21 protein-coding genes and 1 tRNA gene are annotated in these 21679 nt (G+C 59.5%); 5 read left to right on the plus strand and 17 right to left on the minus strand.

Translation table 11 applies throughout. The annotated features are described in order from the left end of the window. Positions 1–3: 3 nt before the first annotated feature. The 10 genes from BLU63_RS02565 to BLU63_RS02610 all read right to left on the minus strand — a co-directional run bounded on the left by BLU63_RS02565 (position 4) and on the right by BLU63_RS02610 (position 12520). Positions 4–2103, minus strand: a complete 2100-nt coding sequence (locus tag BLU63_RS02565) for an acetate--CoA ligase family protein (protein ID WP_083374817.1) — start codon at positions 2101–2103, stop codon at positions 4–6. An 18-nt stretch (positions 2104–2121) separates the two neighbouring features. Beyond that, on the minus strand, positions 2122–3282 hold the full coding sequence (locus BLU63_RS02570; RefSeq protein ID WP_010462188.1) for an acyl-CoA dehydrogenase family protein: 1161 nt from the start codon (positions 3280–3282) through the stop codon (positions 2122–2124). Between the two features lie 53 nt (positions 3283–3335). After that, positions 3336–4127, minus strand: a complete 792-nt coding sequence (locus BLU63_RS02575) for an enoyl-CoA hydratase/isomerase family protein (protein ID WP_077750041.1) — start codon at positions 4125–4127, stop codon at positions 3336–3338. 304 nt (positions 4128–4431) lie between these two features. After that, a complete protein-coding gene (locus BLU63_RS02580) occupies positions 4432–5844 on the minus strand; it encodes an amino acid permease (protein ID WP_010462192.1) in 1413 nt (470 codons plus the stop codon). Positions 5845–6030: 186 nt separating this feature from the next. Then, complete coding sequence (locus BLU63_RS02585; protein ID WP_083374818.1) at positions 6031–8292, minus strand: ATP-binding protein; 2262 nt, start codon at positions 8290–8292, stop codon at positions 6031–6033. Continuing rightward, positions 8289–9062 (minus strand): substrate-binding periplasmic protein, encoded by a 774-nt coding sequence (locus BLU63_RS02590; protein ID WP_077750044.1) that lies wholly within the window; start codon positions 9060–9062, stop codon positions 8289–8291. The genes BLU63_RS02585 and BLU63_RS02590 overlap by 4 nt, the downstream gene beginning before the upstream one ends. A 5-nt stretch (positions 9063–9067) precedes the next feature. Then, positions 9068–9784: a response regulator gene (locus BLU63_RS02595; protein WP_010462198.1), complete on the minus strand. Its 717-nt coding sequence runs from the start codon at positions 9782–9784 to the stop codon at positions 9068–9070. Positions 9785–9876: 92 nt separating this feature from the next. After that, complete coding sequence (locus BLU63_RS02600) at positions 9877–10524, minus strand: TetR family transcriptional regulator C-terminal domain-containing protein (protein ID WP_010462200.1); 648 nt, start codon at positions 10522–10524, stop codon at positions 9877–9879. Positions 10525–10615: 91 nt separating this feature from the next. Next, positions 10616–11395 (minus strand): class II aldolase/adducin family protein, encoded by a 780-nt coding sequence (locus BLU63_RS02605; RefSeq protein ID WP_083374819.1) that lies wholly within the window; start codon positions 11393–11395, stop codon positions 10616–10618. Positions 11396–11470: 75 nt separating this feature from the next. Continuing rightward, entirely contained in the window at positions 11471–12520 is a 1050-nt protein-coding gene (locus BLU63_RS02610; protein WP_077750049.1) for an ABC transporter substrate-binding protein, read from the minus strand. A 217-nt stretch (positions 12521–12737) separates the two neighbouring features. On the opposite strand from BLU63_RS02610, the gene BLU63_RS02615 reads away from it, so the two are divergent. Beyond that, positions 12738–14699 carry an oxidoreductase gene (locus BLU63_RS02615; RefSeq protein ID WP_083374820.1) on the plus strand — a complete coding sequence of 654 codons (1962 nt, stop codon included), beginning with the start codon at positions 12738–12740 and terminating at the stop codon, positions 14697–14699. 67 nt (positions 14700–14766) lie between these two features. Beyond that, a complete protein-coding gene (locus BLU63_RS02620; RefSeq protein WP_077750072.1) occupies positions 14767–15366 on the plus strand; it encodes a cupin domain-containing protein in 600 nt (199 codons plus the stop codon). 95 nt (positions 15367–15461) lie between these two features. Here BLU63_RS02620 and BLU63_RS33145 read toward each other — a convergent pair whose 3' ends face one another. The 3 genes from BLU63_RS33145 to BLU63_RS02635 all read right to left on the minus strand — a co-directional run bounded on the left by BLU63_RS33145 (position 15462) and on the right by BLU63_RS02635 (position 16732). Further along, a complete protein-coding gene (locus BLU63_RS33145; RefSeq protein ID WP_197678981.1) occupies positions 15462–15806 on the minus strand; it encodes a hypothetical protein in 345 nt (114 codons plus the stop codon). Next, complete coding sequence (locus tag BLU63_RS02630; RefSeq protein WP_077750054.1) at positions 15799–16164, minus strand: hypothetical protein; 366 nt, start codon at positions 16162–16164, stop codon at positions 15799–15801. Before BLU63_RS02630 ends, BLU63_RS33145 begins: the two co-directional genes overlap by 8 nt. 244 nt (positions 16165–16408) lie before the next feature. Continuing rightward, positions 16409–16732: a hypothetical protein gene (locus tag BLU63_RS02635; protein WP_077750055.1), complete on the minus strand. Its 324-nt coding sequence runs from the start codon at positions 16730–16732 to the stop codon at positions 16409–16411. Positions 16733–17388: 656 nt separating this feature from the next. Between BLU63_RS02635 and BLU63_RS02640 the strand changes: the two genes are divergently transcribed. The 3 genes from BLU63_RS02640 to BLU63_RS02650 all read left to right on the plus strand — a co-directional run bounded on the left by BLU63_RS02640 (position 17389) and on the right by BLU63_RS02650 (position 18611). Beyond that, entirely contained in the window at positions 17389–17679 is a 291-nt protein-coding gene (locus BLU63_RS02640; protein ID WP_010462217.1) for a DUF3077 domain-containing protein, read from the plus strand. A gap of 233 nt (positions 17680–17912) precedes the next feature. Then, positions 17913–18194 (plus strand): hypothetical protein, encoded by a 282-nt coding sequence (locus BLU63_RS02645; RefSeq protein ID WP_083374821.1) that lies wholly within the window; start codon positions 17913–17915, stop codon positions 18192–18194. A 3-nt stretch (positions 18195–18197) separates the two neighbouring features. After that, positions 18198–18611 (plus strand): hypothetical protein, encoded by a 414-nt coding sequence (locus BLU63_RS02650; RefSeq protein WP_083374822.1) that lies wholly within the window; start codon positions 18198–18200, stop codon positions 18609–18611. A gap of 249 nt (positions 18612–18860) precedes the next feature. Here BLU63_RS02650 and BLU63_RS02655 read toward each other — a convergent pair whose 3' ends face one another. The 4 genes from BLU63_RS02655 to BLU63_RS02670 form a co-directional block, all read right to left on the minus strand. Continuing rightward, the gene (locus BLU63_RS02655; protein ID WP_083374823.1) at positions 18861–19250 is read right to left on the minus strand and encodes a hypothetical protein; all 390 of its coding nucleotides are present in this window, start codon (positions 19248–19250) and stop codon (positions 18861–18863) included. A gap of 752 nt (positions 19251–20002) precedes the next feature. Next, positions 20003–20092, minus strand: a tRNA-Ser gene (locus BLU63_RS02660). 83 nt (positions 20093–20175) lie between these two features. Further along, positions 20176–20889, minus strand: a complete 714-nt coding sequence (gene purC, locus BLU63_RS02665; RefSeq protein WP_008034929.1) for a phosphoribosylaminoimidazolesuccinocarboxamide synthase — start codon at positions 20887–20889, stop codon at positions 20176–20178. 28 nt (positions 20890–20917) lie between these two features. Next, positions 20918–21676 carry an MBL fold metallo-hydrolase gene (locus BLU63_RS02670; protein WP_008153089.1) on the minus strand — a complete coding sequence of 253 codons (759 nt, stop codon included), beginning with the start codon at positions 21674–21676 and terminating at the stop codon, positions 20918–20920. Between the last annotated feature and the right edge of the window lie 3 nt (positions 21677–21679).

The raw sequence follows: 21679 nt of genomic DNA on the forward strand, positions 1-21679 counted from the left end.
TCCTCACTCGTGGCCGAGGCGAATCAACGCATCGACCGCAGTCGTGCCATCGGCACCGACCAACAATGGGTTCACATCAAGTTCCAGCAACTGCCCGGCGTTCTCGCAGGCGTAATCGGCGACCGCTCGAATCGCCGCCACCAGCGCGTCCAGATCCGCCACTTGGCGACCGCGAAAACCTTGCAGCAACGCGGCACTGCGCAGGCCGAGCAACGCTTGGCGAATGGCGCCATCGGTGGTGGGCAGCAACAGGCTGCGACTGTCCTTGAGCAACTCCACCAGAATTCCGCCCGCGCCGATGACCAGGGCCAGTCCGAAGTCGTTTTCGCGTTTGATGCCGACGATCAGCTCGGCCAACGGCGGCTTGGCCATGGGCTCCAGCAGCACCTGATCGAACGGCACGTGCGGCGCGTAATCGACGAGGCTGGCGCGCATTTTTTCCAGGGCAGCGTTCAGAGCGGCGCCGTCCTTGAGGTTCAACGCCACGGCGCCGGCTTCGGTTTTGTGCGGCAGTTGGGAGCTGACCGCTTTCAATACCAACGGATAACCCAGCGCGTTGGCGTCGCTCAACGCCTCGTCTGGTGAGCTCAACACGCCGTTGGGCGTCTGCAGGCCGAAGGCGCGCAACGCTTTTTTCGAATCCCATTCATTGAGCAAGCGACCTTCGCCTTCCAGCGCCTGAGGGCAGTGCGGCACCAGCACTGATTCACCGAGCGCCAGCAGCGCCTGACGGTTGCGTTGATAGCCAGCAATCCGACCCCACGCGGCCAGCCCGTCTTCGACGCCTTGCAACGCCGCCACGCCTTGGGTATGCAGACGTTCGCGAGCGTGGGCCGGCAGCAATTCCGGGAAGGCCGAGGTGACAAAACCGGTCTTGCCGTGGCGGATCAGCGCAGCACAGAACAGCTCCAGCAGCAGGTCGCATTCCTTGCGTTCGCCGGTAAATTGCGCCGGGTAATCGAGCACCAGCATCGCCGCATCGGCTTCGGTGCGCAGGGCGCTGTCGAGCATGTGGTTCAAGGCTTCGCCATCGCCCCAGATCGCCGTGGTGAAATCCAGCGGATTGACCAGATTGGCGTAGCTCGGCAGCACTTGCGCCAGCTCATCGCGCTGACCTTCGTCGAGTTTCGGCAAGCTCAGCTCGTTGCGCTCGGCGTAGTCGGCAATCAGCCCGGCATCGCCTCCCGAACAGGCCAGTGCGATCAGGCTGTTGCCCGCCGGCAACTTGCCGCACGCCGCCGCTTTCAAGGTTTCGACGAAACTCACCGGGCCGCTGACGCGGATCACGCCGAGGCGCGCAAACAGACTGTCGTACAGCGCATCGGAACCGGACAGCGAGCTTGTGTGACTCAGCGCCAGCTCGGCACCGATCTGCGACACGCCGGTTTTCAAGGCGATGATCGGAATGCCCTTCTCCAATGCCTTGTGCGCCGCGCGGGCGAAACCCGGGACGTTTTTCAGGCCTTCGAGGTGCAAGCCGATGGCGGTGACGCGCGGCTCATCGAGCAACACGTCCATCAATTCGGCGATGCCCAGTTGCGCCTGATTGCCGACCGACGCCATGTAGGCCACTGGTAGCGAGCGGTCACTCATGGACAGGTTGTAGGCAAAGTTACCGCTTTGGGTCAGGACGGCGACGCCCTTCTCCACCGGTTTTCCTCCATGGGCCACCGGCCACAGCGCGGAGCTGTGCAAATAGTCGAGCAGGCCGTAACAGTTGGGGCCAAGCAAGGCCATGTGGCCGGCGGCTTTGAGCAATTGTTGCTGCAAGGCCTGGCCCTCGGCACCGGTTTCGGCGAACCCGGAGGCGTAGCAGATCGCCCCGCCTGCGCCCTTGGCGGCCAGTTCGGCAACGCAGGTCAGGGTCAGCTCGCGGTTGGTCGCGATGAACACCGCGTCCGGGCCGCACGGCAGATCGGCAATACGGCGCACACACGGCACGCCTTCAAGGCTGTCGTGCTGCGGATTGACCAGCCACATCTCGCCAAGGTAACCGCCGTCGGCGCAGCGCTTGAGCGCGCGGGCCATGCTGCGGCCACCGATAAACGCCAGGTGGCGCGGTGCGAGCATGCGTTTTAGGTTGTCACGAATCGTTTGCGACATAGCCATTCTCCCGACCGGTCAGCGCAACAGTGGCCGCAGCAATTCGCGGGAAATGATGTGGCGCTGGATCTCCGAGGTGCCTTCCCAGACGCGCTCGATCCGCGCGTTGCGCCAGATGCGTTCCACCGGGCATTCGTCCATCAGGCCCATGCCGCCAAAAATCTGCACCGCCTCATCGGCGACCTTGCCGAGCACTTCACTGGCAAACAACTTGGCCATGCCGGCCTCGCCGTCGGTCATGGTGCCCTGGTCCATTTTCCAGGCGGTGTGCAAGGTCAGCAGTTCGGCGGCGCGGATCTGCGTGACCATGTCGGCGAGCTTGAACGAGATGCCCTGGTAGGTGCCGATCGGCTGGCCGAACTGCTTGCGGTCGGCGGCCCATTGCAGCGACACGTCGAGCGCGCGTTGCGCCTGGCCGACGCAGTTGGCGGCGACCATCACCCGTCCGGCCGTGAGCCAGGCGTTGGCCACGTCCCAGCCCTTGCCGACTTCCCCCAGCACTTTATTGGCGGGGACGCGGCAGTCGTCGAAGAACATTTCAAAGGTGTGATAACCGCGGTTGCTCACGCACTTGGGCCCCCGGCGAATGGTCATGCCCGGCGTGTCGCGGTCGACCAGGAACGACGTCACGGCGTTGCGCTGTTTGCCGTTGTGCTCGTAGGTGTCGGTGACCGCGAAAACGATGGCGAAATCGGCATGACCGGCGTGGCTGATGAAGTGCTTGCTGCCGTTGAGAATGAAGTCATCGCCGTCGCGCACGGCACGGGTCTTGATCGCGTTGGCGTCGGAACCGGCACCCGGCTCGGTCAGCGCGAAGCAATCGATTTTCTCGCCCTGGATGCACGGCAGCAGGTAGTCGTTGATCTGCTCGCCGGTGCAAGCCATGAGGATTTTCGACGGCCGCGCGACAAACACATGCAGCGCCCACGAAACCTTGGACAGTTCACGCTCGATCAGCGCCTGGGACAGGTAATCGAGGCCGCCACCGCCCACTTCTTCCGGCATGTTGAAGGCATAGAAACCTGCCGCAATCGCCTTGCCACGGATCTGTGCCGCCAGCTCCGGGGAGACTTCGTCGGCGCGGTCGACCGCTTCCTCATGAGGCAGCAGTTCCTTGGCGACAAAGCTGCGTACCGCGTCCACCAACATGTCTTGTTCTTGGGTCAGTTGGAAATTCATGGGGCTACCTGTTGTTCATGTGCTGAGTAGGTGTACGAGGCCAGTCATCGGGCCTATTGGCCGCTGAAGTGTGCCGGGCGTTTTTCGATGGCGGCGCGCAAGGCTTCGGCGCCGTCTTTGCTGCGACCGCAAAGCAGGCCGGCGGCGAGCTCGGCTTGCAGTTGCTCCGGCAGGCTGCGCTGGGCGCCTTCGCGCATGAGTTTTTTGGTCTGGGCGAAAGCGAACGTCGGACCGTTGGCCAGGCGCGTGGCCAATTCGGTGGTCACGTCGTGCAGTTGTTCATCGGCGCAGACTTCGCCGACGAGACCGGCGGCCAAGGCACGGTCGGCGCCCCACAACTCGTCGAGGAACAGCAGGCGCTTGGCTTGTTCGGTGCCGATCAGGCGCGGCAGATGCCAGCTGGCACCGGCGTCCGGCGAGTAGGCCATGCTGGTGTAGCCGGCCTTGAAGCGCGCCGATTGCGCGGCGATGCGCAGGTCGCAGCACAGCGTCAGGTCCATCCCGGCGCCGACGGCGGTGCCGTTGATGGCGGCGATGGTCGGTTTTTCCAGGCTGTACAAACGGCTCATCAATGCATGGGCGGTTTCGGTCCAGCCGTAGCTTTCGAGGGCGCCACGGGCTTCGGCATCGGCCCACTCGGCGAGATCCGCGCCGGAACAGAAACTGCGGCCGCTGCCGGTCAGCACCACGACCCGAACGGAGGGATCGGCGTTGAACTCATCAAGCACGGCGTGCAGATTTTTCAGGGTCGGAATGTCCAGCGCATTACGCTGATCGGGGCGATCGAGGGTGATCCAGGCCACGCCGGCTTTTACTTGGCACAGCAGAGAAATGTGAGTAGTCATGCGAATCCTCGAATTATTGTGTTTGGCGTGAGGTGGTGCGACTTAGGGTAATACTAAACGAGTGTTCAGCAAGACGGCAATTGGCTGAAGAGCGGGCTGTAACAGCTGCGCTTACTTAGTAAGTAGTTGATTTTGTTGATTTAAGTTCTGACATCCAGCCATGCGACGACTGCGCTGTTACAACTTTGAACAACTGCCTACAGCGCGTAACCCACCAAAAACAACGATGGGAGCAAGCCGTGGCGAGGGGGTTGATCCTCTCGCCACGGCTTGCTCCCATGGGGTTTTGTCTTGGTGTGTACCGCTACGCCGTCGGCAAGCTCGGTGCCAGCACCGCCTGGCGCTTGCGTTGAGTCAGGAAGTACGCGGCGTAGCACACCGCGATAAACCCGAAGCCCCAATACAGCGAAGGGCGCTGCGTTTCATCCAATGCCAGGAACACGAACAGCGAACAGCACAACGCAATGCATGTCAGCGGCAACAGCGGGAACCACGGCGCGCGGTATTTCAAGTCGCTGAGCTTGCCGCCATCGCGCAGGTAAGCCTTGCGGAATTTGTACTGCGCCAGCGCGATCACGATCCAGGTCACCGTGCCCGACATGCCGCTCACCGCCATCAACACCATGAACAGCGTGTCCGCCGCGACGAAGCTGGTCATCAACGACACCAGCGCGAAGCACAAGGTGATGCTCAGCGCCCGTAACGGCACGCCGCGCTTGCTCAACGGCGACAGGCTTTTCGGCGCCATGCCGGTCTTGGACATCGCCCACAGAATGCGCGTAGAGGCATACAGGCCCGAGTTACCCACCGACAGAATCGCCGTAAGAATCACAAAGTTCATCAAGTCAGCCGCATAAGGAATGCCGACCATGTCGAACACTTGCACGAACGGACTTTCCATCAACCCGGCCTGCTGCCACGGCACGATTGCCGACAGCACCACGATCGCCAGCACATAGAAAATCAACACGCGAAACACCACGTTGCGCACGGCACGCGGGATGCTTTTTTCCGGCTGATCGGTTTCGCCGGCGGCCACGCCCATGATCTCGCAGCCCTGGAAGGCGTAGACCACAGTCATCATCACTGCGAACACCGCCGACAAACCGTTGGGGAACAGCGAGTCGCCGATCAGGTTGGTCATCATCGGTGCCGGTGCACCACTGGTCAGTGGGATCGCGCCGAAAATCACCAGTACGCCGACCACAATAAACCCGAGGATCGCCGCGACCTTGATCCCGGAAAACCAGTATTCCGCTTCACCAAAAGCGCGTGTGGCCAACGCATTCAGGCCGAACAGCACCACCACGAACAGCGCCGACCAGTACCAGATCGGAATGGTTGGAAACCAGCGTTCCATCAGCATGCCTGCCGCCGTGAACTCCAGGCCCACCGTGGTCGCCCAACTCATCCAGTACACCCAGCCGATCATGAAGCCGGTGGCCGGCCCGATGAACTTGGTCGCGTGGGTTTGAAACGAGCCGGACACCGGCATTTGCACGGACAATTCGCCCAGGCACACCATCACCAGGTACATCAGGAAACCGGCGACCAGGTAAGCGAGAATCGCCCCCACCGGCCCGCCCTGATTGATCGTCACTCCGGAGCCCATAAACAACCCCGTGCCGATCACGCCCCCCAGGGACAACATGAAGATGTGTCGGCTTTTTAAAGCGCGGGTCAGGTGGATGCCATTACGTTCGATAGATTCGCTCATGTCCGCACCCCATCAGCAAGGTGCGCGTGGCGCGAGGAGGGATCAGCTTTACGGCGGTTCATTATTATTATCTCCAATAAGCTTCGAAGACCGCGCTGTGGCGGTTATCTCGATTATTGGAAGGCCATGTAAGCTCCCGTTGACCTTAACGCTCGAAGTTGTAAAAAGTCGTAACGAACTTGTATGTCAGGGGTGCAGCAGGTCGGTCAGCGTCTGTTGCGAATGCTGCAAGTGCGCGTGAACCTGCGGTGCCAATATCCGCAACCTTGATTCGTCGTTGACCAGCGCAGCCTCTTCCAGCGCGCGCAGCACAGTGGCCAATGCACGAAAGCCCAATGAGTCGCTGCTGCCGGCCAAGCGATGCGCCAAGTGAGCGACTTCGGTGCAATCGTCGGCCTCGATCGCTTCCGTGAGCGCTTCGCGATGCTGGCTGATCGAATCGCGCAACACCGCCAGCAATCCCTGGAGTTTCTGTTCACCGAGCAAGGTGCGGTGGGTGTCCAGCAGCGGCCAATCCATTGCCTCGTCAACAGGCTGCGGCGTGGGTATGGGTGAATGCCCGGCCAGGGCCTGACGCAGATTGTCGAGCTTCAGAGGTTTGGCGAGAATGCCGTCCATCCCGGCATCCAGATAACCGCGCACCAGCGCCGGCTGAACACTGGCGGTCAGGGCGAAGATTCGGCATTGGCGGTTCGGGCCTTCGGTGCCGCGAATCAATGTGCACAACTCGACGCCACTGATGCCCGGCAGGTGCACGTCGAGCAGGATCAAATCGAACGTCTGCCCGGCGCATTGCATCAGCGCCTGCTCGCCGTCTTCGGCGAGCCAGACCTGATGCCCGTCCCGTTGCAGCAAGCCGCTGACCACTTCACGGTTCAGCGCCACGTCCTCGACCACCAGAATCTTCAGCGACCTGCCGGGTTCGCTGCTTGACGCCACCTCGGTGGTGTCGGTCGACGGTTGCAACGTCACTTCAAACCAGAAACAGCTGCCCTGCCCGACCTGGCTTTCAACACCGATCTGCCCGCCCAACTGCTCCACCAGATGTTTGCAAATGGCCAATCCGAGACCGGTTCCGCCGAAGCGTTGCGCCACCTCCTCGCTGGCCTGCGTGAAGCGCTCGAAAATCTTATCCTGCACCGCGGGCGCAATGCCGATGCCGTTGTCCGTCACGCTCAGGCGCAGCCGTTGCCCGGTCTGTTGCGGGTTGGGAGCCAGCAGCACGACCTCGACTCTGACCTCTCCACCTTCGGTGAACTTGATCGCGTTGGCCAGCAAGTTGCTCAATACCTGACGCAAGAATTGTTCGGCGCCATGGTGCCGGTCGGCGACCTGCGGATCCATCCGGCAGTGCAGCGTCGTGTCGTTGCTCAGCGCGCGCGGTTCCAGCAGCGTCAGCACCTCGTCGAGCAACCGCCGGAGGGAAAAGTCGACCGGTTCCGGGTGGCTGACGCCCTCCTCCAATCGAGCGAAATACAGCACTTCATTGAGAATAGACAACAACCCTTCGCCCGCCTTGTACAACGCATCCAGACGTTTGCCGTTGCGCTCATCCAAGTGGGCGTCACGCAGCAATTCGGCCATGCCAAGGATGCCGTTGAGCGGCGTGCGCAGTTCGTGGCTCATGGTCGCCAGGAACCGTGATTTCGCAAGGTTGGCCGCTTCGGCTTCATCCTTGGCACGCATGAGGCTGGCGGTGCGGCGCTCGACCCTTCGCAGCAGTTCATCGCGGTTGTCTTGCAGGGCCAGTCGATCGGTTTCCCGGCGGTCAATGTCACTGAGGATTGCCCGGCGCATGTCGTCCAGCGCATGGGCCACGGTGTCGATTTCGTCCTCGTCGGCGCCACGGCGCTTGTCCAGCTGCAAGGGGTCGTGCCAGTCACCGGCGGCAACGCGCCTGGCGAACTCGGCCATGACTTGCAGGTGCCGCGTGACCAAGCGGTAAAACAGCCCCGACAGCGCCACCGCCAGCCCGCATAAGAACACGCTCATCCATAACAGGCTGGTCAAACCGGTGGCATACAAACGCTGGTGCACGGCGCCCAGATCGGTGCTGACCTCCAACTGGCCCAGATGCCGCAACGGCCCGGACGGCGGTTGATAGTCCAATTGAAAACGCTCAATGCGCAACGGCCCTATCGGCTCCGCGTTGCCATGCAGCAGATCGAAATCAGGGCTGATCAGATGCACCCGTGCCACGTCGGAAAAATCCACCAGGCCGCGTAACTGCACATTCAATTGTTCCTGGTTCAAGTCCCAGAGACTGCGCTCCAGACTGGCCAGATACCCGGCGCGAATCAGCTCCATGCGCGAATCAATCTCGCGCATCTCGCGGCGGTATTCGAAGTACAACTGCACGGTGCTCGCCAGGACGGTGAAGCACAGGCTGAACAACAGAATGAACAACAGCAGACGCCGCAACAGCCCCCCGGGCCGTGCGCCGATCATTTCGAATTCGCCGGCAGGTTGATCATGTCACGGTACGTGACTTCGCTTTCGTCGAGCAAACGCTCGACCTCCCCGGCATCGACCATGCGTTTGAGTTGCGCATCGATGTCCGGCATGCGGCTGGCCAGTGGTGAACGGCGTGATACCGCAATCCGCAGGTAGTCAACGCTCAAGGAGGTCGGCAAGGCGACGATGTCTTGTGCGCCCGGCAGGTTCTCGACGTAAAGCTCGCCGGTGCGTCGCTCCGAGGTGATGAAGTCGATGCGCCCGCGAATCAGTTTTCCGAAGTTCTGGCGGCTGTCAGAGACCCACTCGATGTTTTGGTGCTGCGCGACCAAGCGGTCGAATTCCACGCCATAACTTTCACCGAACAGCAGCCCGCCACGGTAATGGGCCAGGTCCTCCAGACGCTCGAATTTCACCGGACGCTGGCGGTTGATGAACAGTGCGACCTCTTCACGCAACACCGGCACCGTGGAAAACATCATGCTCTGCTCACGTTGTGCGGTGTTGTAGGCCAACACCACATCGACCCGGCCTTCAGCGGCGTCGAGCAGGCAGCGCTTCCAGTTGCCGAGCACGATGATGTCGACTTCATAGCCGAGTTTCTCGAAGAGGTTTTTCACCACGCTCGGGGCCAGGCCGCGCACCTGCTTGCCGTCACTCCAGGAGATCGGCGGGTAGACCGGATAGTCGCAATAGCGAATCTTTTCCGCCGCCATTGTGCTGTGGGCGACCAACCCCAGCAGCAGCGCAAACAGCCTCCACATAAGAGTCAGGCCGCTACGCTGGCGGTGAACAGGTAACCGGCACCGTGGATGGTAATGATCAACTGCGGCTCGGCCGGGTCGTCGTGCAACTTGCGCCGTAAACGTCCGACCAGCACGTCGATGGAACGATCATTGGGCACCCACTCGCGGTTGCGGATCTGGTCCATCAACTGATCGCGGCTCAAGGTATGGCCGCTGTTGCGCAGGAACACGCTGAGCAGCTGGTATTCGCCGTGGGTCAGCAGGGTTTCGCTGCCAGTGGCGTCGATCAGCCGTCGGCGATCGGTGTCCAGCGCCCAGTCGGCGAATTGCTTGACCGGTTTTGCAATGGCCGCAACCGGCTGGGGCGCCTGCGCGTGGCGAACCCGGCGTATCAGGTTTTTCGCCCGGGACACCAGCTCGCGTGGGTTGAGGGGTTTGATCACGTAGTCGTCGGCGCCGCATTCGAGGCCGACGATGCGATCGATTTCATCGTTGCGCCCGGTGATCAGAATGATCCCGACTTCCGAACGGACCCGCAGCTCCCGGGTCAGGGTCAGCCCGTCCTTGCCCGGCAAGCGGATATCGAGCATCACCAGATCCACCGTCTGGCTCGCCAGAAAGGTTTCGGCCAGCTCCGCGGTGGCGGCGCAATGCACGTCATAACCTTCCTGGGACAGGTAGGCATGCAGCAGTTCGCGAATCAGCGGATCGTCATCGACGATCAGTACCCGAGGAGTCATCGCTAGGTGTCCCGCGTATGCCCGAAGGCGTGTTTCTTATTAGAGTGTTTTGTTGCCTTGGCGCCAGAGAGTATCGGCAGCTGAACGACCGATCAACAGCCCGTCGTCTGAACGCAAAACCGTTGACGACCGCCGGCCTGCAAGCCGTCGACCCAGGCTTCGCAAATCTGAATGCCTTGCTCCGGGGTAAAGGTGCCCGGGTTGAGTCCCGACTCCAGCCACAAACCATCAAGCAACGCGCTAAGGCTGATGGCGGCCAGGTCGGCATCGAAGTGTTCCCAGCCCTCCTCCTGCGCCAATTCGGTCAGGACTTTACGCAAGATGCCGCGATACTCGCCGTAGGAATGCTCGTGCGCGAGGTTGATTGATTCCGCCGTGCGTACAGCCCCCCAGAATGCCAGCCAGGCATCAATCAATTGCGGGTCGAGCAATTCGGCTGAAAACGAGCCGCGAAAAAACGCCGACAAGCGTTCCCGGGCGCTGGGTGCCGCGTGTTCCATGGCGTCGCGCAGCAACCCCATGACCCTGCCAGTAATCGCCCGGTAGGCCTCGGCCACCAATTCGTCCTTGCCGGAATAATGATGGCTGATCAACCCGACCGAGACGCCGGCCTCGGCGGAAATCTTGCGGATCGATGCGCCCTGAAAGCCGTGGCGCTTGAGGCAAACCAGCGTGGCTTCGATCAGGTTGGCCTTGCGCAACTCCGGCTCCATGCGGGAAAAACGGGCTTCCTGACTCATGCGCGACACTCTCCGTGGATCAATCATTAGGGCGCGGCGGTGAAAGCCGCGGGCTGAACGACTGTACAGCAAGAGCGTGGCAAGTCTCCAGTCAGTCGCGATAACCCGGCGCCACCCGCTCAAGCAATCGCAACAGCGCGGCCCAGGCCAACTGCATGGCATCCGGGTCGCTCAACTCCCCTTCGTCCAGCGGCCGGCCAGGATCATTGAACTGACGTTCGGTGTGTTCGCACACCTCGCTCGGCGGCAAGACCAACTCACCGGCAGCTTGCGCAGCGAGCTGGATTTCACAGGCTTTTTCCAGGTAGTACATGCGCAAGAAGGCCTGCCCCACGGTCTGGCCAACGGTCAACAAACCGTGATTACGCAACATCAGCACCGGCTTGTCGCCAAGGTCCTGCACCAGACGCTGCTGCTCGCTCATGTCCAGCGCCACGCCTTCATAGTCGTGATAGGCCACCCGCCCGTAGAACTCCATGGAGATCTGATTCACCGGCAACAACCCGCACTTCAACGCCGCGACCGCGCAGCCGGATCGGGTGTGGGTGTGCAGCACGCACTGCGCATCGTCACGGGCACCATGAATGGCGCTGTGAATCACAAAACCTGCCGGATTCACGGGATACGGCGACGGCTCCACGGCCCGGCCATCAAGGCCGATCTTCACCAGATTCGACGCGGTGATCTCATCGAACATCAGCCCGTATGGATTGATCAGGAAGTGATGCTCAGGCCCCGGCAGTCGCACCGAGATGTGGGTAAAAATCAGATCGGTCATGCGAAAGTGCGCGATCAATCGATAACAGGCGGCCAGTTCCTCGCGCAGATGCTGTTCCGTCGTGCTGCGCAGCGGGTGGGCGATCTCGTTCATTGTTGCGGTTCTCCAGGGTGATCGACTGCGCAAAACAGTAAGGCCGGACGCGGTGAAACGTCCAGCCGCCAGCGGCTACTTGCTGGCCCAGGCATTAAAACGCTCTTCGAGTTCTTCGCCGTGATCGACCCAGAACGCCACGTCCATCGACAGCGCGCCTTTCAGGTTTTGCGGCGCCGTGGGTACCCATTGCGCGAGTTTGCCGTCGAGTCTGGCTGCCGCTTGCGTATTGGTCGGGCCGTAAGGGATCTGCTCGACATACTTGACCTGCGCGTCCGGCTGATTGGCGAACGCGATAAAGCGCTTGGCCTGATCGACATGTTTCGAGCCTTTGATGATCGCCCAGTAATCCATGCCATACAGACTGCCCGGCCACACCAGCCCCAGGTGACTGCCGTTTTGCGCGGCAGCGGCCACACGTCCGCTGTACGTCGAGGTCATCACCACATCCCCGGCCGTCAGCCATTGCGCCGGTTGCGCGCCGGCTTCCCACCACTGGATGTAGGGTTTGAGCTCGGTGAGCTTGGCGAAGGCCCGGTCGACACCTTGCGGCGTGTTCAACACTGAATAAACGTCTTCGACTTTCACGCCGTCGGCCAGCAACGCGAACTCCAGGTTGTACACAGCACGCTTGCGCAGCCCGCGTTTGCCGGGGGTTTTCTGCACATCCCAGAAGTCGGCCCACGACGTCGGAGCCTGCGCCAGCTTCTGCGTGTCGTAGGCAATCGCCACGCTCCACACCAGCGCTGCCGAGCCGCACGGCTGCGCGGCGTCGGGAATCAATTGTTCGACGCGACCGAGGGTTTTCCAGTCGAGTTTTTCATACATTCCTTCATCGCAACCGCGCATCAGGTCGGGGCCTTCTATCTGCACCACGTCCCAATCGGCGTTGCCGGTGTCGACCATCACTTTGATCCGGGCCATCTCACCGTTGTATTCGCTTTGAATCAGCTTGCTGCGATCCGCAATGCTGAACGGCTGGAAGAACGCCACATCCTGGGCTTTCTGGCCGGCGCCGCCGTAACCCACCACCACCATGTCCGGTGCTGCCTGAGCGCTGCCAAGGCTGACGGCCAAGGACAGCATCAAGGGATAAAAACCGTGCTTGAGCGTATTCGATTTCATCAGTGGTTCCTCTTGCCGGTGCCACTCGACTCAACGTCGACGTGACCCTTTTTTATTGTTGTGAGGTTCGCCCCAGGTGCGGGCGCCAAACGAATCTACTGCGAGGCACAGTAAAAAAACAAGTTGATTTTTTACTACAGGTAAATTTCTATAGGCAAATAATAACAACACCGAAAAGCCGGCCTTTCGGCTGCAGCCTGCCTGGAGTAACCGTCCCATGCCGACCTCGTCCCCCGCTTTTGCACACCTGTTCGAACCCTTGCAGCTGCGTGGCAAACGCCTGAAAAACCGCATCATGTCCAGCGGTCACGACACCTCGATGCCCACCGACAACCTGGTCAACGAACAACTGATCGCTTACCACACCGCTCGGGCCGAAGGTGGCGTCGGCCTGATCGTGTTGCAAGTGGCCGGGGTGCATGACAGCGCGCGGTACACCTCCCATGTCCTGATGGCCACTGACGACGCTTGCATCGAGGGCTATCGGACGATCGCTGAACGTTGCCATGCGCACGGCACCGTGGTGCTGTCGCAGATCTTCCATCCAGGTCGGGAAATCATGGAGTCCAGCGATGGCTTGCTGGCCGTCGCCTACTCGCCGTCAGCGGTGCCCAACGAGCGTTTCCGGGTGATGCCGCGTGCGCTGGATCAAGCGATGATCGACGAGATCGTCGCCGGTTACGGCGCCGCTGCCCGACGTCTGTACCAGGCCGGAATCGACGGTGTGGAAGTGGTCGCCAGCCATGGCTACCTGCCGGCGCAATTCCTCAACCCCAGGGTCAACCGTCGCACCGATGGCTATAACGGCGAGCTGGAACAGCGCCTGCGTTTCCTGCGGGAAGTGATCGCGGCGGTGCGCGCCAACACCGATGAGCACTTCATCGTCGGCCTGCGCATTTCCGCCGATGAACGCGATCCCGAGGGGCTGACCGAGGACGAATCCCTGGCCGCCGTGCAATCCCTGCAACCGATTCTGGACTACGTGCACATCGTCGCCGGCACCTCGGCGTCTTTAGGCGGCGCCGTGCACATCGTGCCGCCGATGGCGATCGAAGCCGCGTACCTGGCCAAGGAAGCCGGAACGTTCAAGGCCGGGTTGTCGATTCCACTGTTCGTCACCGGGCGCATCAACCAGCCGCAAGAAGCCGAATTGATTCTGGCCCGCGGTCAAGCCGACGTCTGCGGCATGACCCGCGCCCTGATCTGCGACCCGCAAATGCCCAACAAAACCGACACTGGCCATGTCGAAGACGTGCGCGCCTGCATCGCCTGCAACCAAGCCTGCATCGGCCACTTCCACAAAGGCCTGCCGATTTCCTGCATCCAGCACCCGGAAACCGGGCGTGAATTGATCTTCGGCCAGCGACAACCAGCGGCCCAACGCAAACGCATCATGATCGCCGGCGGCGGACCGGCCGGGATGAAAGCCGCCGCCGTGGCCGCCCAGCGCGGCCATGACGTGACACTCTACGAAGCCAGCTCGCAACTCGGCGGCCAGGTCTTGCTGGCGCAACTGCTGCCCCGGCGTGCCGAATTCGGCGGCGCCAGCACCAACCTGCAACGTGAAATGGAACTGGCCGGGGTGCGCGTCGTGCGTAACACCCGCGTCGACCGGGCGCTGGTCGAACGCGAACGGCCGGACATGGTGATCGTCGCTACCGGCGCCGAACCGTATTGGCCGGACTTCGAGCGAGGCGGCGAATTGCAGGTCGTAGACGCCTGGCAAGTGCTGCGCGAGGAGGTGCAAATCGGTCGTTCCGTGGTGGTCGTCGATTGGCGCGCCGACTGGATCGGCCCCGGCATCGCCGAACGTCTGGTACGCGCCGGGCACCAGGTGCAACTCGCCGTCAACGGCACCCATTGCGGGGAAAACCTGCCGCTGTACGTGCGCGATCAACTGGCCGGCGAACTGCACAAACTCGGCATCCCGATCACCCCCTACGCCCGCCTCTACGGCTGCGACGACAACACCGTCTACCTCCAACACACCGCCAGCGGCGAACCGATGCTCTTCGAAAACATCGACACACTGGTGCTCTGCCAGGGCCATCAACCCGTCGACACCCTCGGCGCCGAGCTGCAAGGTCTGGTGGAATTTCGTCGCATCGGCGACTGCCTCGCCCCGCGCACCGCCGAAGAAGCCATTTACGAAGGTTTGAAAGTCGCCTGGGCGCTTTGAGGCTGTTTTATACTCAGGGGCTTTTACACACCCCGGTTTGGAGCACGCCATGAGCAACAGCAGCAAGATGCCGCCTGCCAGCAGCGCGCCCACACAGGACAGCGCCACGGCAGAACCGCATTTTCTCGGCACACGGATTCGTGGGTTGCGTAAACGTCGGGGCATGACCCTGGCGGAACTGGCGCAGATGAGCGAGCTGACGGCGGGGTATATCAGCCAGCTGGAACGGAATCTGGCTTATCCGTCGATTCCTGCGCTGTTCAATATCGCGCGTAGTTTGGGTGTGACCATCCAATGGTTCTTTGCCAGCGAGGGCAATACAGCGCCTGAAGACAACGGCGTTGTGGTGCGCAAGAACACTCGGATGAGCGTGCATTATGAGGACGGGATTGTGGACCAGCTGCTGACGCCGCAGCCGAATCGGCAGTTGGAAATGCTGCACTCACGGTTTCCGCCCGGGACTTACAGTCAGCAGAGTTACAGCCATGAAGGGGAAGAGGCTGGGTATTTGCTGTCGGGGAGTTTTGAGCTGTGGGTGGGGGAGCGTTATTTCCAGCTGAATGAAGGGGACAGTTTCAGCTTTTCGAGCCAGGAGCCGCATCGGTATGGCAATCCTGGTGAGGTGGACGCCGTGGTGATCTGGGTGATTACGCCGCCTTCGTTTTGAGGGGCTGGCGACCTCAGAGCGCAGACAAAATCAGGGTGTCGGCAAATTGCACGAAAAAACCGGCGTTTAGCCGGTTTTTCTTTTTACTCGCTCATTTACAACCAACCGAACCCTTTTCCCATCATGGCTGCCAAGCCCAGCGCCGTGGTGATCAGCGCGCCGAACAGTAAACGAAAATCCGTTCGAGCGTCTTTGCGGTGCTCCCGAAAATCCGTTCGAGCCTCTTGACGGTGCTCACGAAACTCCACGCGAAGGTCACCAATGTCACGTCGGACGTATTCGATATGCGTCTCAAGTTTAGATACTCGCGGTTCCAATGGGTTTTCTCCTGGAGGACCTGATGGTCTTCGTCCATTCTCGTCAGTGCCACTTCTTTTGTTGCTCGGGAAGCGGTCGGGGTAATGCTCATCAAGGTTTACCAGCACAAAAGGTTCACTCATCGCAGACCTCCAGCGCTACGGTTTTGCTGCTGTCTTCGACGACGATATCTGCCAGCACATTGAGCGAATGCAGGCGAATAAATCCGCAGTACTTGCAATTAAGCATCACCGCCGGCGTGCCGGAGCGGAAATACTCTTTGCCACACGCCCAAGGCAACCCTACACCCGTCGCCCCGGCCTGGAGTGGTAACTCCCACTCATCATGCTCACAGAACGGGCACCCGGTATTCTTTATTCGCGCTTTGAAAATGTTGGCCAACCGCCCGGTATCCAGATGAAGATCCCCAGGCATTGGCTTGCCTCGTGACACCCCGGTCTGATCATTACTCTGAAAACCATCTTCACTGCTGCTGTACATCGCTACCTCCTCCTTGAGGGAATAAATCATCGATTAACCGATCAACCAGAAGATGGTGCGTAACGTCCAGCCACCTGCTCGACCGCGAAGTCATTACGGATGCCTTCGCTGAAAAACGAATATACCTTCGATCAATCTCGGACGTATCCGCGTGCAAAGTAGGACGATTCTCTCGTTTGTGTCAGCCCGGAATTACGCCTGTGAGATCCGTCCACGGGCTCTTGCGAAAGCTGCCAGCGCAAGGTCACAGGTTTCTCTGATGAGTGGGGTCTTCGGTTGTAAAGGTCAGTGGCCGTTCCGGCATTGCACCGGCATCGTCTTCAGGTTCTGCTTGAGGTCTGGAAATAATCGGGGCCACCAGTCGCAACACACCCCTCTCAATCAATGAGAGAAGTCCAAAAGTAATGAAGCCAAAAATCAGCCCGACAACCAAAATGCTCAATGGATGAATTTGCACGGCGTCGGAGCTGTCCAGCATGTAGAGAAAAGCCTGAACAGCGACGGCCACACAGGCCGCCAGGGCTGCAATCAGCTTGATAATCAACCAAAGCCGCCGCCATCTATTCATGCTCTTCCCCGCTATCCGGTGATTTCGCTCTTTATTGCATGATAGCTAATGGGCGGGATGCGCCTTTTTTTCTCGCATGTATCCAGATTCGGGCGGCGTAGCCTTGGTAATTCATGACGTTCACGGCGGGACTACTGCTTGTTTAAGGAAAATCCGAGCATCACGAACTTTGGTAAGGCTTCGCGTCTTTGTCAGAGTGGAGCCGGCGCCAGAATATCCGGGTGACTCTCGCTGAAGTTGTAGGCAAAATCCGAGAGTTGCGTAAGGGGGTACGCTTGCTGTGCTTTTGGGCAGGTTGCCGCCTTGTTGGCCATATCTTCGGCGGGATACTCTCCAGACGTCGCTGCACATTCAGCGACCGGGCTTGGTAACCCGACGAGTTACGCAACAGCGTCCCCATCACAATGCTGGTTTTTTCACCAGTAATCTTGTGCTATGGCGGCTGTGCGTGGGACGCCTTCGGGCGTGCCGGTCTCCTTGACTCCCGGTTTACCAACCTGCGCGCAGCTGCCACCCATTCGCTTGGTAACGAAAACGGCAGCTCCTAACGTCAAGGAGTAGACAATGCACACTGTAAACCCGTACAAATTTCTGCGCTTCCCTCACCTCAATTCTCACTGTCGATCCCGCTGCATCTCCGTCACTGGAGGTGGCAAATGACCGAATCAGCAGAAGCAAAAACCATCGGCTTCACCCCCATCTACTGTTCAGGCAAAGCGATGTTCCACGTCAGCGCTGGAGTGCCTGTGAGTGATGCATTGGCACAGGCCTCTGATTTTCTGTTCCTGGCCAAGGCGTTCACGGAAGACGCCGCCTACGTAAGAGACACCGACCGTCATGCCTGGGCCGCGCACTATTTAACGGCGATGGGTAAAGCGCTGCTTGATGATGTGGTGAAGGCGGTGACACCCAGACCTGATCGGAAGGACAAGAAAGCCGCAAAATAGCGGCCAGCCTTTCTGATAGGTGCCCTGGACATTCGGGGTATCAGACCGCCATGGGGGGTGATGTTAGTCACTTTCCCATGGCGCCTATGCTGCCACCCACTCGCTGACTGAGTACCACGGCTTGGGGTGATTGCTTTTTCACTGGAGAGATATAGAATCTATATCACCTTCTAGATTGAAGGATAGTCAGAGCTCGGACGCTCTACCAAGAAACATACGCTTTGGAGTACCCCATGACCCTCGCCACTGAAAAATCTGAAAGCTTTCTGCTGCGATTACGCAAACAGGACACGCCAACAGGGGTAAGCATCTCGACAATCGAGTTGCTTATGAATCAGACCGGTTTGAGTAAAACCGAAGTCGCCCACCTCGCCTTGAGGCAATTTGCTGACCGCTATTTGCCCAAGTACGAGCTAGACGATGGACCTCTAACCCCGGCTCAAGTCTCCGCAATTCGTGCAGCTAGCCCTGCTACGGACCTTCCGGAGGAGCGCATTACTAAAAGGCTCTATTGAAAAATGACCACACCTTTTCGCCCACTGCCTGCACCAGGCGACTTTGTCTGGTGTCATTTCCCTGAAGTCATCGGGAACCCAGGCCCCAAAGCTCGCCCCGCATTGGTAGTCGCTGTTTTCGAAGATGACCATGCGGTAAGAATTGCCTATGGCACTACGCGAAAAACAGAAAAACTGTACCCAGGCGAATTTGTTTTAGACCCTGCGGACGCTGGCTTTGCATTGAGCGGTCTGGCCCAGCGCACGAAGTTCGACTTGAACAACGAAGTCCAAGTCTATTTTGATTCCGATTGGTTTGCTTCGAATCAAAGCGTCTATGCCTCCACGCCCCTGCCCAAAATGGGGCGATTAGACATTGAGTATTACCCTGTCGTACAGAAGGCAGCGGAAGCGAAAGCCAAGCGCATAAAAAAGTAATATTGAGTGTTTAACAAGCCGAAGTCAGGCCGACTTTTTTAATTATGTCGCGCTTTATTTTTCACAACAGTCGCATTCGAATTCATAACACTTCATACAAAAACCCGGCGCTGGCCGGGTTTCTTATAGCTGATCGCAACGGTCAACAATTCCTTGAGCGGCATCCTGCTTGTCTGGTCGCCAGCTATTCTAAAATAACCCTGTACCCTATCTAAGGTTCCCCCTAGGTTTACATTAGGGTTTCGCCCGCTAGCTTTCCAGAACCCAGCGGTTTAAGTCTGCAAGGCGTTCGGTGAGGGTCTTTATGTTTTCAGAGCAACTAGCCTGCTGTTCTGCTTGGTGAGCAGGATTCTCGAACCCCAAGACGTTATAGGTGTCTTCGGTTTTGGCTTTCAAATTCCGCATCAGTGCCGGAATCTTATCGCGCTTCACATTGGGAATGTGTTGTAGAGCATCCTCAAGAGCGACGGTGAAATCTTGGTAGAGGTCGGGACGGTTACACCCCTTCGCATTGGCTAGGTCGAAGTCTGCATTCTCGTAAAGAACGAGGATGTAACCTGACGTGAGCTTCATCTCAGCTTGAGCCATGAAAGGCATTGCGAGCAAAGTGGTTAGCAATGCTGCGGATTTCAGTCGCATTGACACTCCCTGTGTATCATCAAGGGCGGACGATGATCATGACAGAGCAACTTATAAGCCAGCAACAGCTCACGCTGTGAACAGAGGGAGGGAGTGAGATGCGTGCAGAAGGATGGCGACGGGTCTGGGAGCTGACGAAATGTCTTGCAGCTATCGCTGCGGGTATTTGGTGTGTGATGTCTTTCACGGCGGCGATGCCGCCACCCCCTGCCCCTGCATCACCAGCGGCGGGACAGATCGCTGTGGGGATTTTCTTGGTGGCAGTGATTGGTGGTGGTATCGCCTATGCCGGCTTGCACGCTCTTGAATGGGTGTATAGGGGTTTCCGCCCCGTGCCATTCAGCCCCACGATAGAGGCTCAACCTCTGGCACTAGATACGCCTGAGACGTAGCACCGGAACACCGTACAGCCCTTCCCCATCCAGACAATCAGCGAAATCCTTGAACACTGCTAGCACCCGGACGACAGGGTCTACCCTCACTCTGCACTGACTCCACCCTAAATACGATTGACTTGTATGCCGGGATACGCCCCCCATTGTCCATGGTACTTGCGTGGCGCTTTACAAACTCAGTCACCAAATCTCGAATGGCCTCAACAGGTTTGCCGTAGAGCATGTCAAACACAGCTTGCCGCTGTAGGAGCGCTAAGAGGGTCTGTAGCGAAAGGGATTTTACGTAGAATCATTACGTAGAATCCTAGAATGCAAAAAAGCCCCGAGACGTTAATCTACGGGGCTTTTTCTATGTAATGGCGGAGAGATAGGGATTCGAACCCTAGGTACCGGTGAAGGTACAACGGATTTCGAATCCGTCCCATTCGGCCACTCTGGCATCTCTCCAACGGCGCGCATCATAACAACACTTTCGCCGGAAGCGAACCCCCTAAGCGAAATTTTTCCGTGCTATCAGATGCTTGCGTCGATTAAAGCGGTACGCCCAGACGATTGGCGACTTCTTCGTAGGCTTCGATAACGTCACCGAGGCCCTGGCGGAAGCGGTCTTTGTCCATTTTCTTGCCGGTGGCCTTGTCCCACAGGCGGCAGCCGTCCGGGCTGAATTCGTCGCCCAGGACGATAGAGCCGTCGGAGAACACGCCGAATTCGAGTTTGAAGTCGACCAGCAGCAGGCCGGCGTCGTCGAACAGTTTGCTCAGGACTTCGTTGACCTTGAGCGACAGTTCTTTCATGCGAACCAGTTGCTCGGCGGTGCCCCAACCGAAGGCCACGACGTGGGATTCGTTGATGAACGGGTCGCCCTTGGCGTCGTCCTTCAGGAACAGTTCGAAGGTGTAAGGGTTGAGCTTCATGCCTTCTTCGACGCCCAGGCGCTTGACCAGGCTGCCGGCGGCGTAGTTACGCACGACGCACTCGACCGGGATCATGTCGAGCTTCTTCACCAGGCATTCGTTGTCGCCCAGCAGTTTGTCGAACTGGGTCGGCACGCCGGCGGCTTCGAGTTTCTGCATGATGAAGGCGTTGAACTTGTTGTTCACCATGCCTTTGCGGTCGAGCTGCTCGATGCGCTTGCCGTCGAACGCCGAGGTGTCGTTGCGAAACAGCAGGATCAAGCGGTCAGCGTCGTCGGTCTTGAAAACCGATTTGGCTTTGCCGCGGTAGAGTTCTTCACGTTTTTCCATGATGGGCTCCGCTTGCTAAGTAGGTGGGCTAGGCGATGTGTCGCCAGTCGAGCCCTGAATCTTGATCGGCCAGTTGCAGCCAGTCCGGGTCGCACCCGAGGGTGTCGACAAAACATTGCCGGGCCAGCTGCGGCAGGTTGTTCTTGCTGCTCAGATGGGCCAGGACCAGGTGTTGCAGGCCTTGCCAGCCCAACTCAGACACCAGGAATGCCGCCTGGTGGTTGTTCAGATGTCCCAGTTCACCGCCCACCCGCTGCTTCAGGAAGTACGGGTAGTGACCGCGAGCGAGCATGTCACGGCAATGGTTGGACTCGATCATCAGCGCATCGAGGTCCCGATAGCCGTCCAGCACCTTGTTGCAATACGAGCCCAGGTCGGTCAGCAGGCCAAAGCGCCGCTCACCGTCGCTGAAAACGTACTGCGTCGGTTCCTGTGCATCGTGGGCCACGGCAATGACGCCGATGCTCAGTGCGCCGATCTGCAGTTGCTCGCCGCCAGCCAGAAGGCCAGCCGGTTCAATCGGTTTGCGCATCCCGCGCAGGGTCCCGCGACTGAGGTAGACAGGCAGATTGTAGCGCCGAGACAGCAAACCCACGCCATGCACGTGGTCGGCATGTTCGTGGGTCACGAGTATCGCGCTCAACTGCGCAGGGTTCACACCCAGGCGCAGCAGGCGTTTTTCGGTTTCCCGCAAGGAGAAACCACAATCCACCAGCACATACGTGTCAGCGCTGGCTATCAGCGTGCCGTTCCCTTGGCTACCGCTGCCGAGAACGGCAAAACGCATGTG

The organism is Pseudomonas mandelii (assembly GCF_900106065.1).
Taxonomy (GTDB): domain Bacteria; phylum Pseudomonadota; class Gammaproteobacteria; order Pseudomonadales; family Pseudomonadaceae; genus Aquipseudomonas; species Aquipseudomonas mandelii.

Excerpts from the sequence above, each read along its gene's own strand:
- BLU63_RS02565 (WP_083374817.1), bottom strand. The coding sequence starts at position 2,103 with ATGTCGCAAACGATTCGTGACAACCTAAAACGCATGCTCGCACCGCGC.
- BLU63_RS02570 (WP_010462188.1), bottom strand. The coding sequence starts at position 3,282 with ATGAATTTCCAACTGACCCAAGAACAAGACATGTTGGTGGACGCGGTA.
- BLU63_RS02575 (WP_077750041.1), bottom strand. The coding sequence starts at position 4,127 with ATGACTACTCACATTTCTCTGCTGTGCCAAGTAAAAGCCGGCGTGGCC.
- BLU63_RS02580 (WP_010462192.1), bottom strand. The coding sequence starts at position 5,844 with ATGAGCGAATCTATCGAACGTAATGGCATCCACCTGACCCGCGCTTTA.
- BLU63_RS02585 (WP_083374818.1), bottom strand. The coding sequence starts at position 8,292 with ATGATCGGCGCACGGCCCGGGGGGCTGTTGCGGCGTCTGCTGTTGTTC.
- BLU63_RS02590 (WP_077750044.1), bottom strand. The coding sequence starts at position 9,062 with ATGTGGAGGCTGTTTGCGCTGCTGCTGGGGTTGGTCGCCCACAGCACA.
- BLU63_RS02595 (WP_010462198.1), bottom strand. The coding sequence starts at position 9,784 with ATGACTCCTCGGGTACTGATCGTCGATGACGATCCGCTGATTCGCGAA.
- BLU63_RS02600 (WP_010462200.1), bottom strand. The coding sequence starts at position 10,524 with ATGAGTCAGGAAGCCCGTTTTTCCCGCATGGAGCCGGAGTTGCGCAAG.
- BLU63_RS02605 (WP_083374819.1), bottom strand. The coding sequence starts at position 11,395 with ATGAACGAGATCGCCCACCCGCTGCGCAGCACGACGGAACAGCATCTG.
- BLU63_RS02610 (WP_077750049.1), bottom strand. The coding sequence starts at position 12,520 with ATGAAATCGAATACGCTCAAGCACGGTTTTTATCCCTTGATGCTGTCC.
- BLU63_RS02615 (WP_083374820.1), top strand. The coding sequence starts at position 12,738 with ATGCCGACCTCGTCCCCCGCTTTTGCACACCTGTTCGAACCCTTGCAG.
- BLU63_RS02620 (WP_077750072.1), top strand. The coding sequence starts at position 14,767 with ATGCCGCCTGCCAGCAGCGCGCCCACACAGGACAGCGCCACGGCAGAA.
- BLU63_RS33145 (WP_197678981.1), bottom strand. The coding sequence starts at position 15,806 with ATGAGTGAACCTTTTGTGCTGGTAAACCTTGATGAGCATTACCCCGAC.
- BLU63_RS02630 (WP_077750054.1), bottom strand. The coding sequence starts at position 16,164 with ATGTACAGCAGCAGTGAAGATGGTTTTCAGAGTAATGATCAGACCGGG.
- BLU63_RS02635 (WP_077750055.1), bottom strand. The coding sequence starts at position 16,732 with ATGAATAGATGGCGGCGGCTTTGGTTGATTATCAAGCTGATTGCAGCC.
- BLU63_RS02640 (WP_010462217.1), top strand. The coding sequence starts at position 17,389 with ATGACCGAATCAGCAGAAGCAAAAACCATCGGCTTCACCCCCATCTAC.
- BLU63_RS02645 (WP_083374821.1), top strand. The coding sequence starts at position 17,913 with ATGACCCTCGCCACTGAAAAATCTGAAAGCTTTCTGCTGCGATTACGC.
- BLU63_RS02650 (WP_083374822.1), top strand. The coding sequence starts at position 18,198 with ATGACCACACCTTTTCGCCCACTGCCTGCACCAGGCGACTTTGTCTGG.
- BLU63_RS02655 (WP_083374823.1), bottom strand. The coding sequence starts at position 19,250 with ATGCGACTGAAATCCGCAGCATTGCTAACCACTTTGCTCGCAATGCCT.
- purC (WP_008034929.1), bottom strand. The coding sequence starts at position 20,889 with ATGGAAAAACGTGAAGAACTCTACCGCGGCAAAGCCAAATCGGTTTTC.
- BLU63_RS02670 (WP_008153089.1), bottom strand. The coding sequence starts at position 21,676 with ATGCGTTTTGCCGTTCTCGGCAGCGGTAGCCAAGGGAACGGCACGCTG.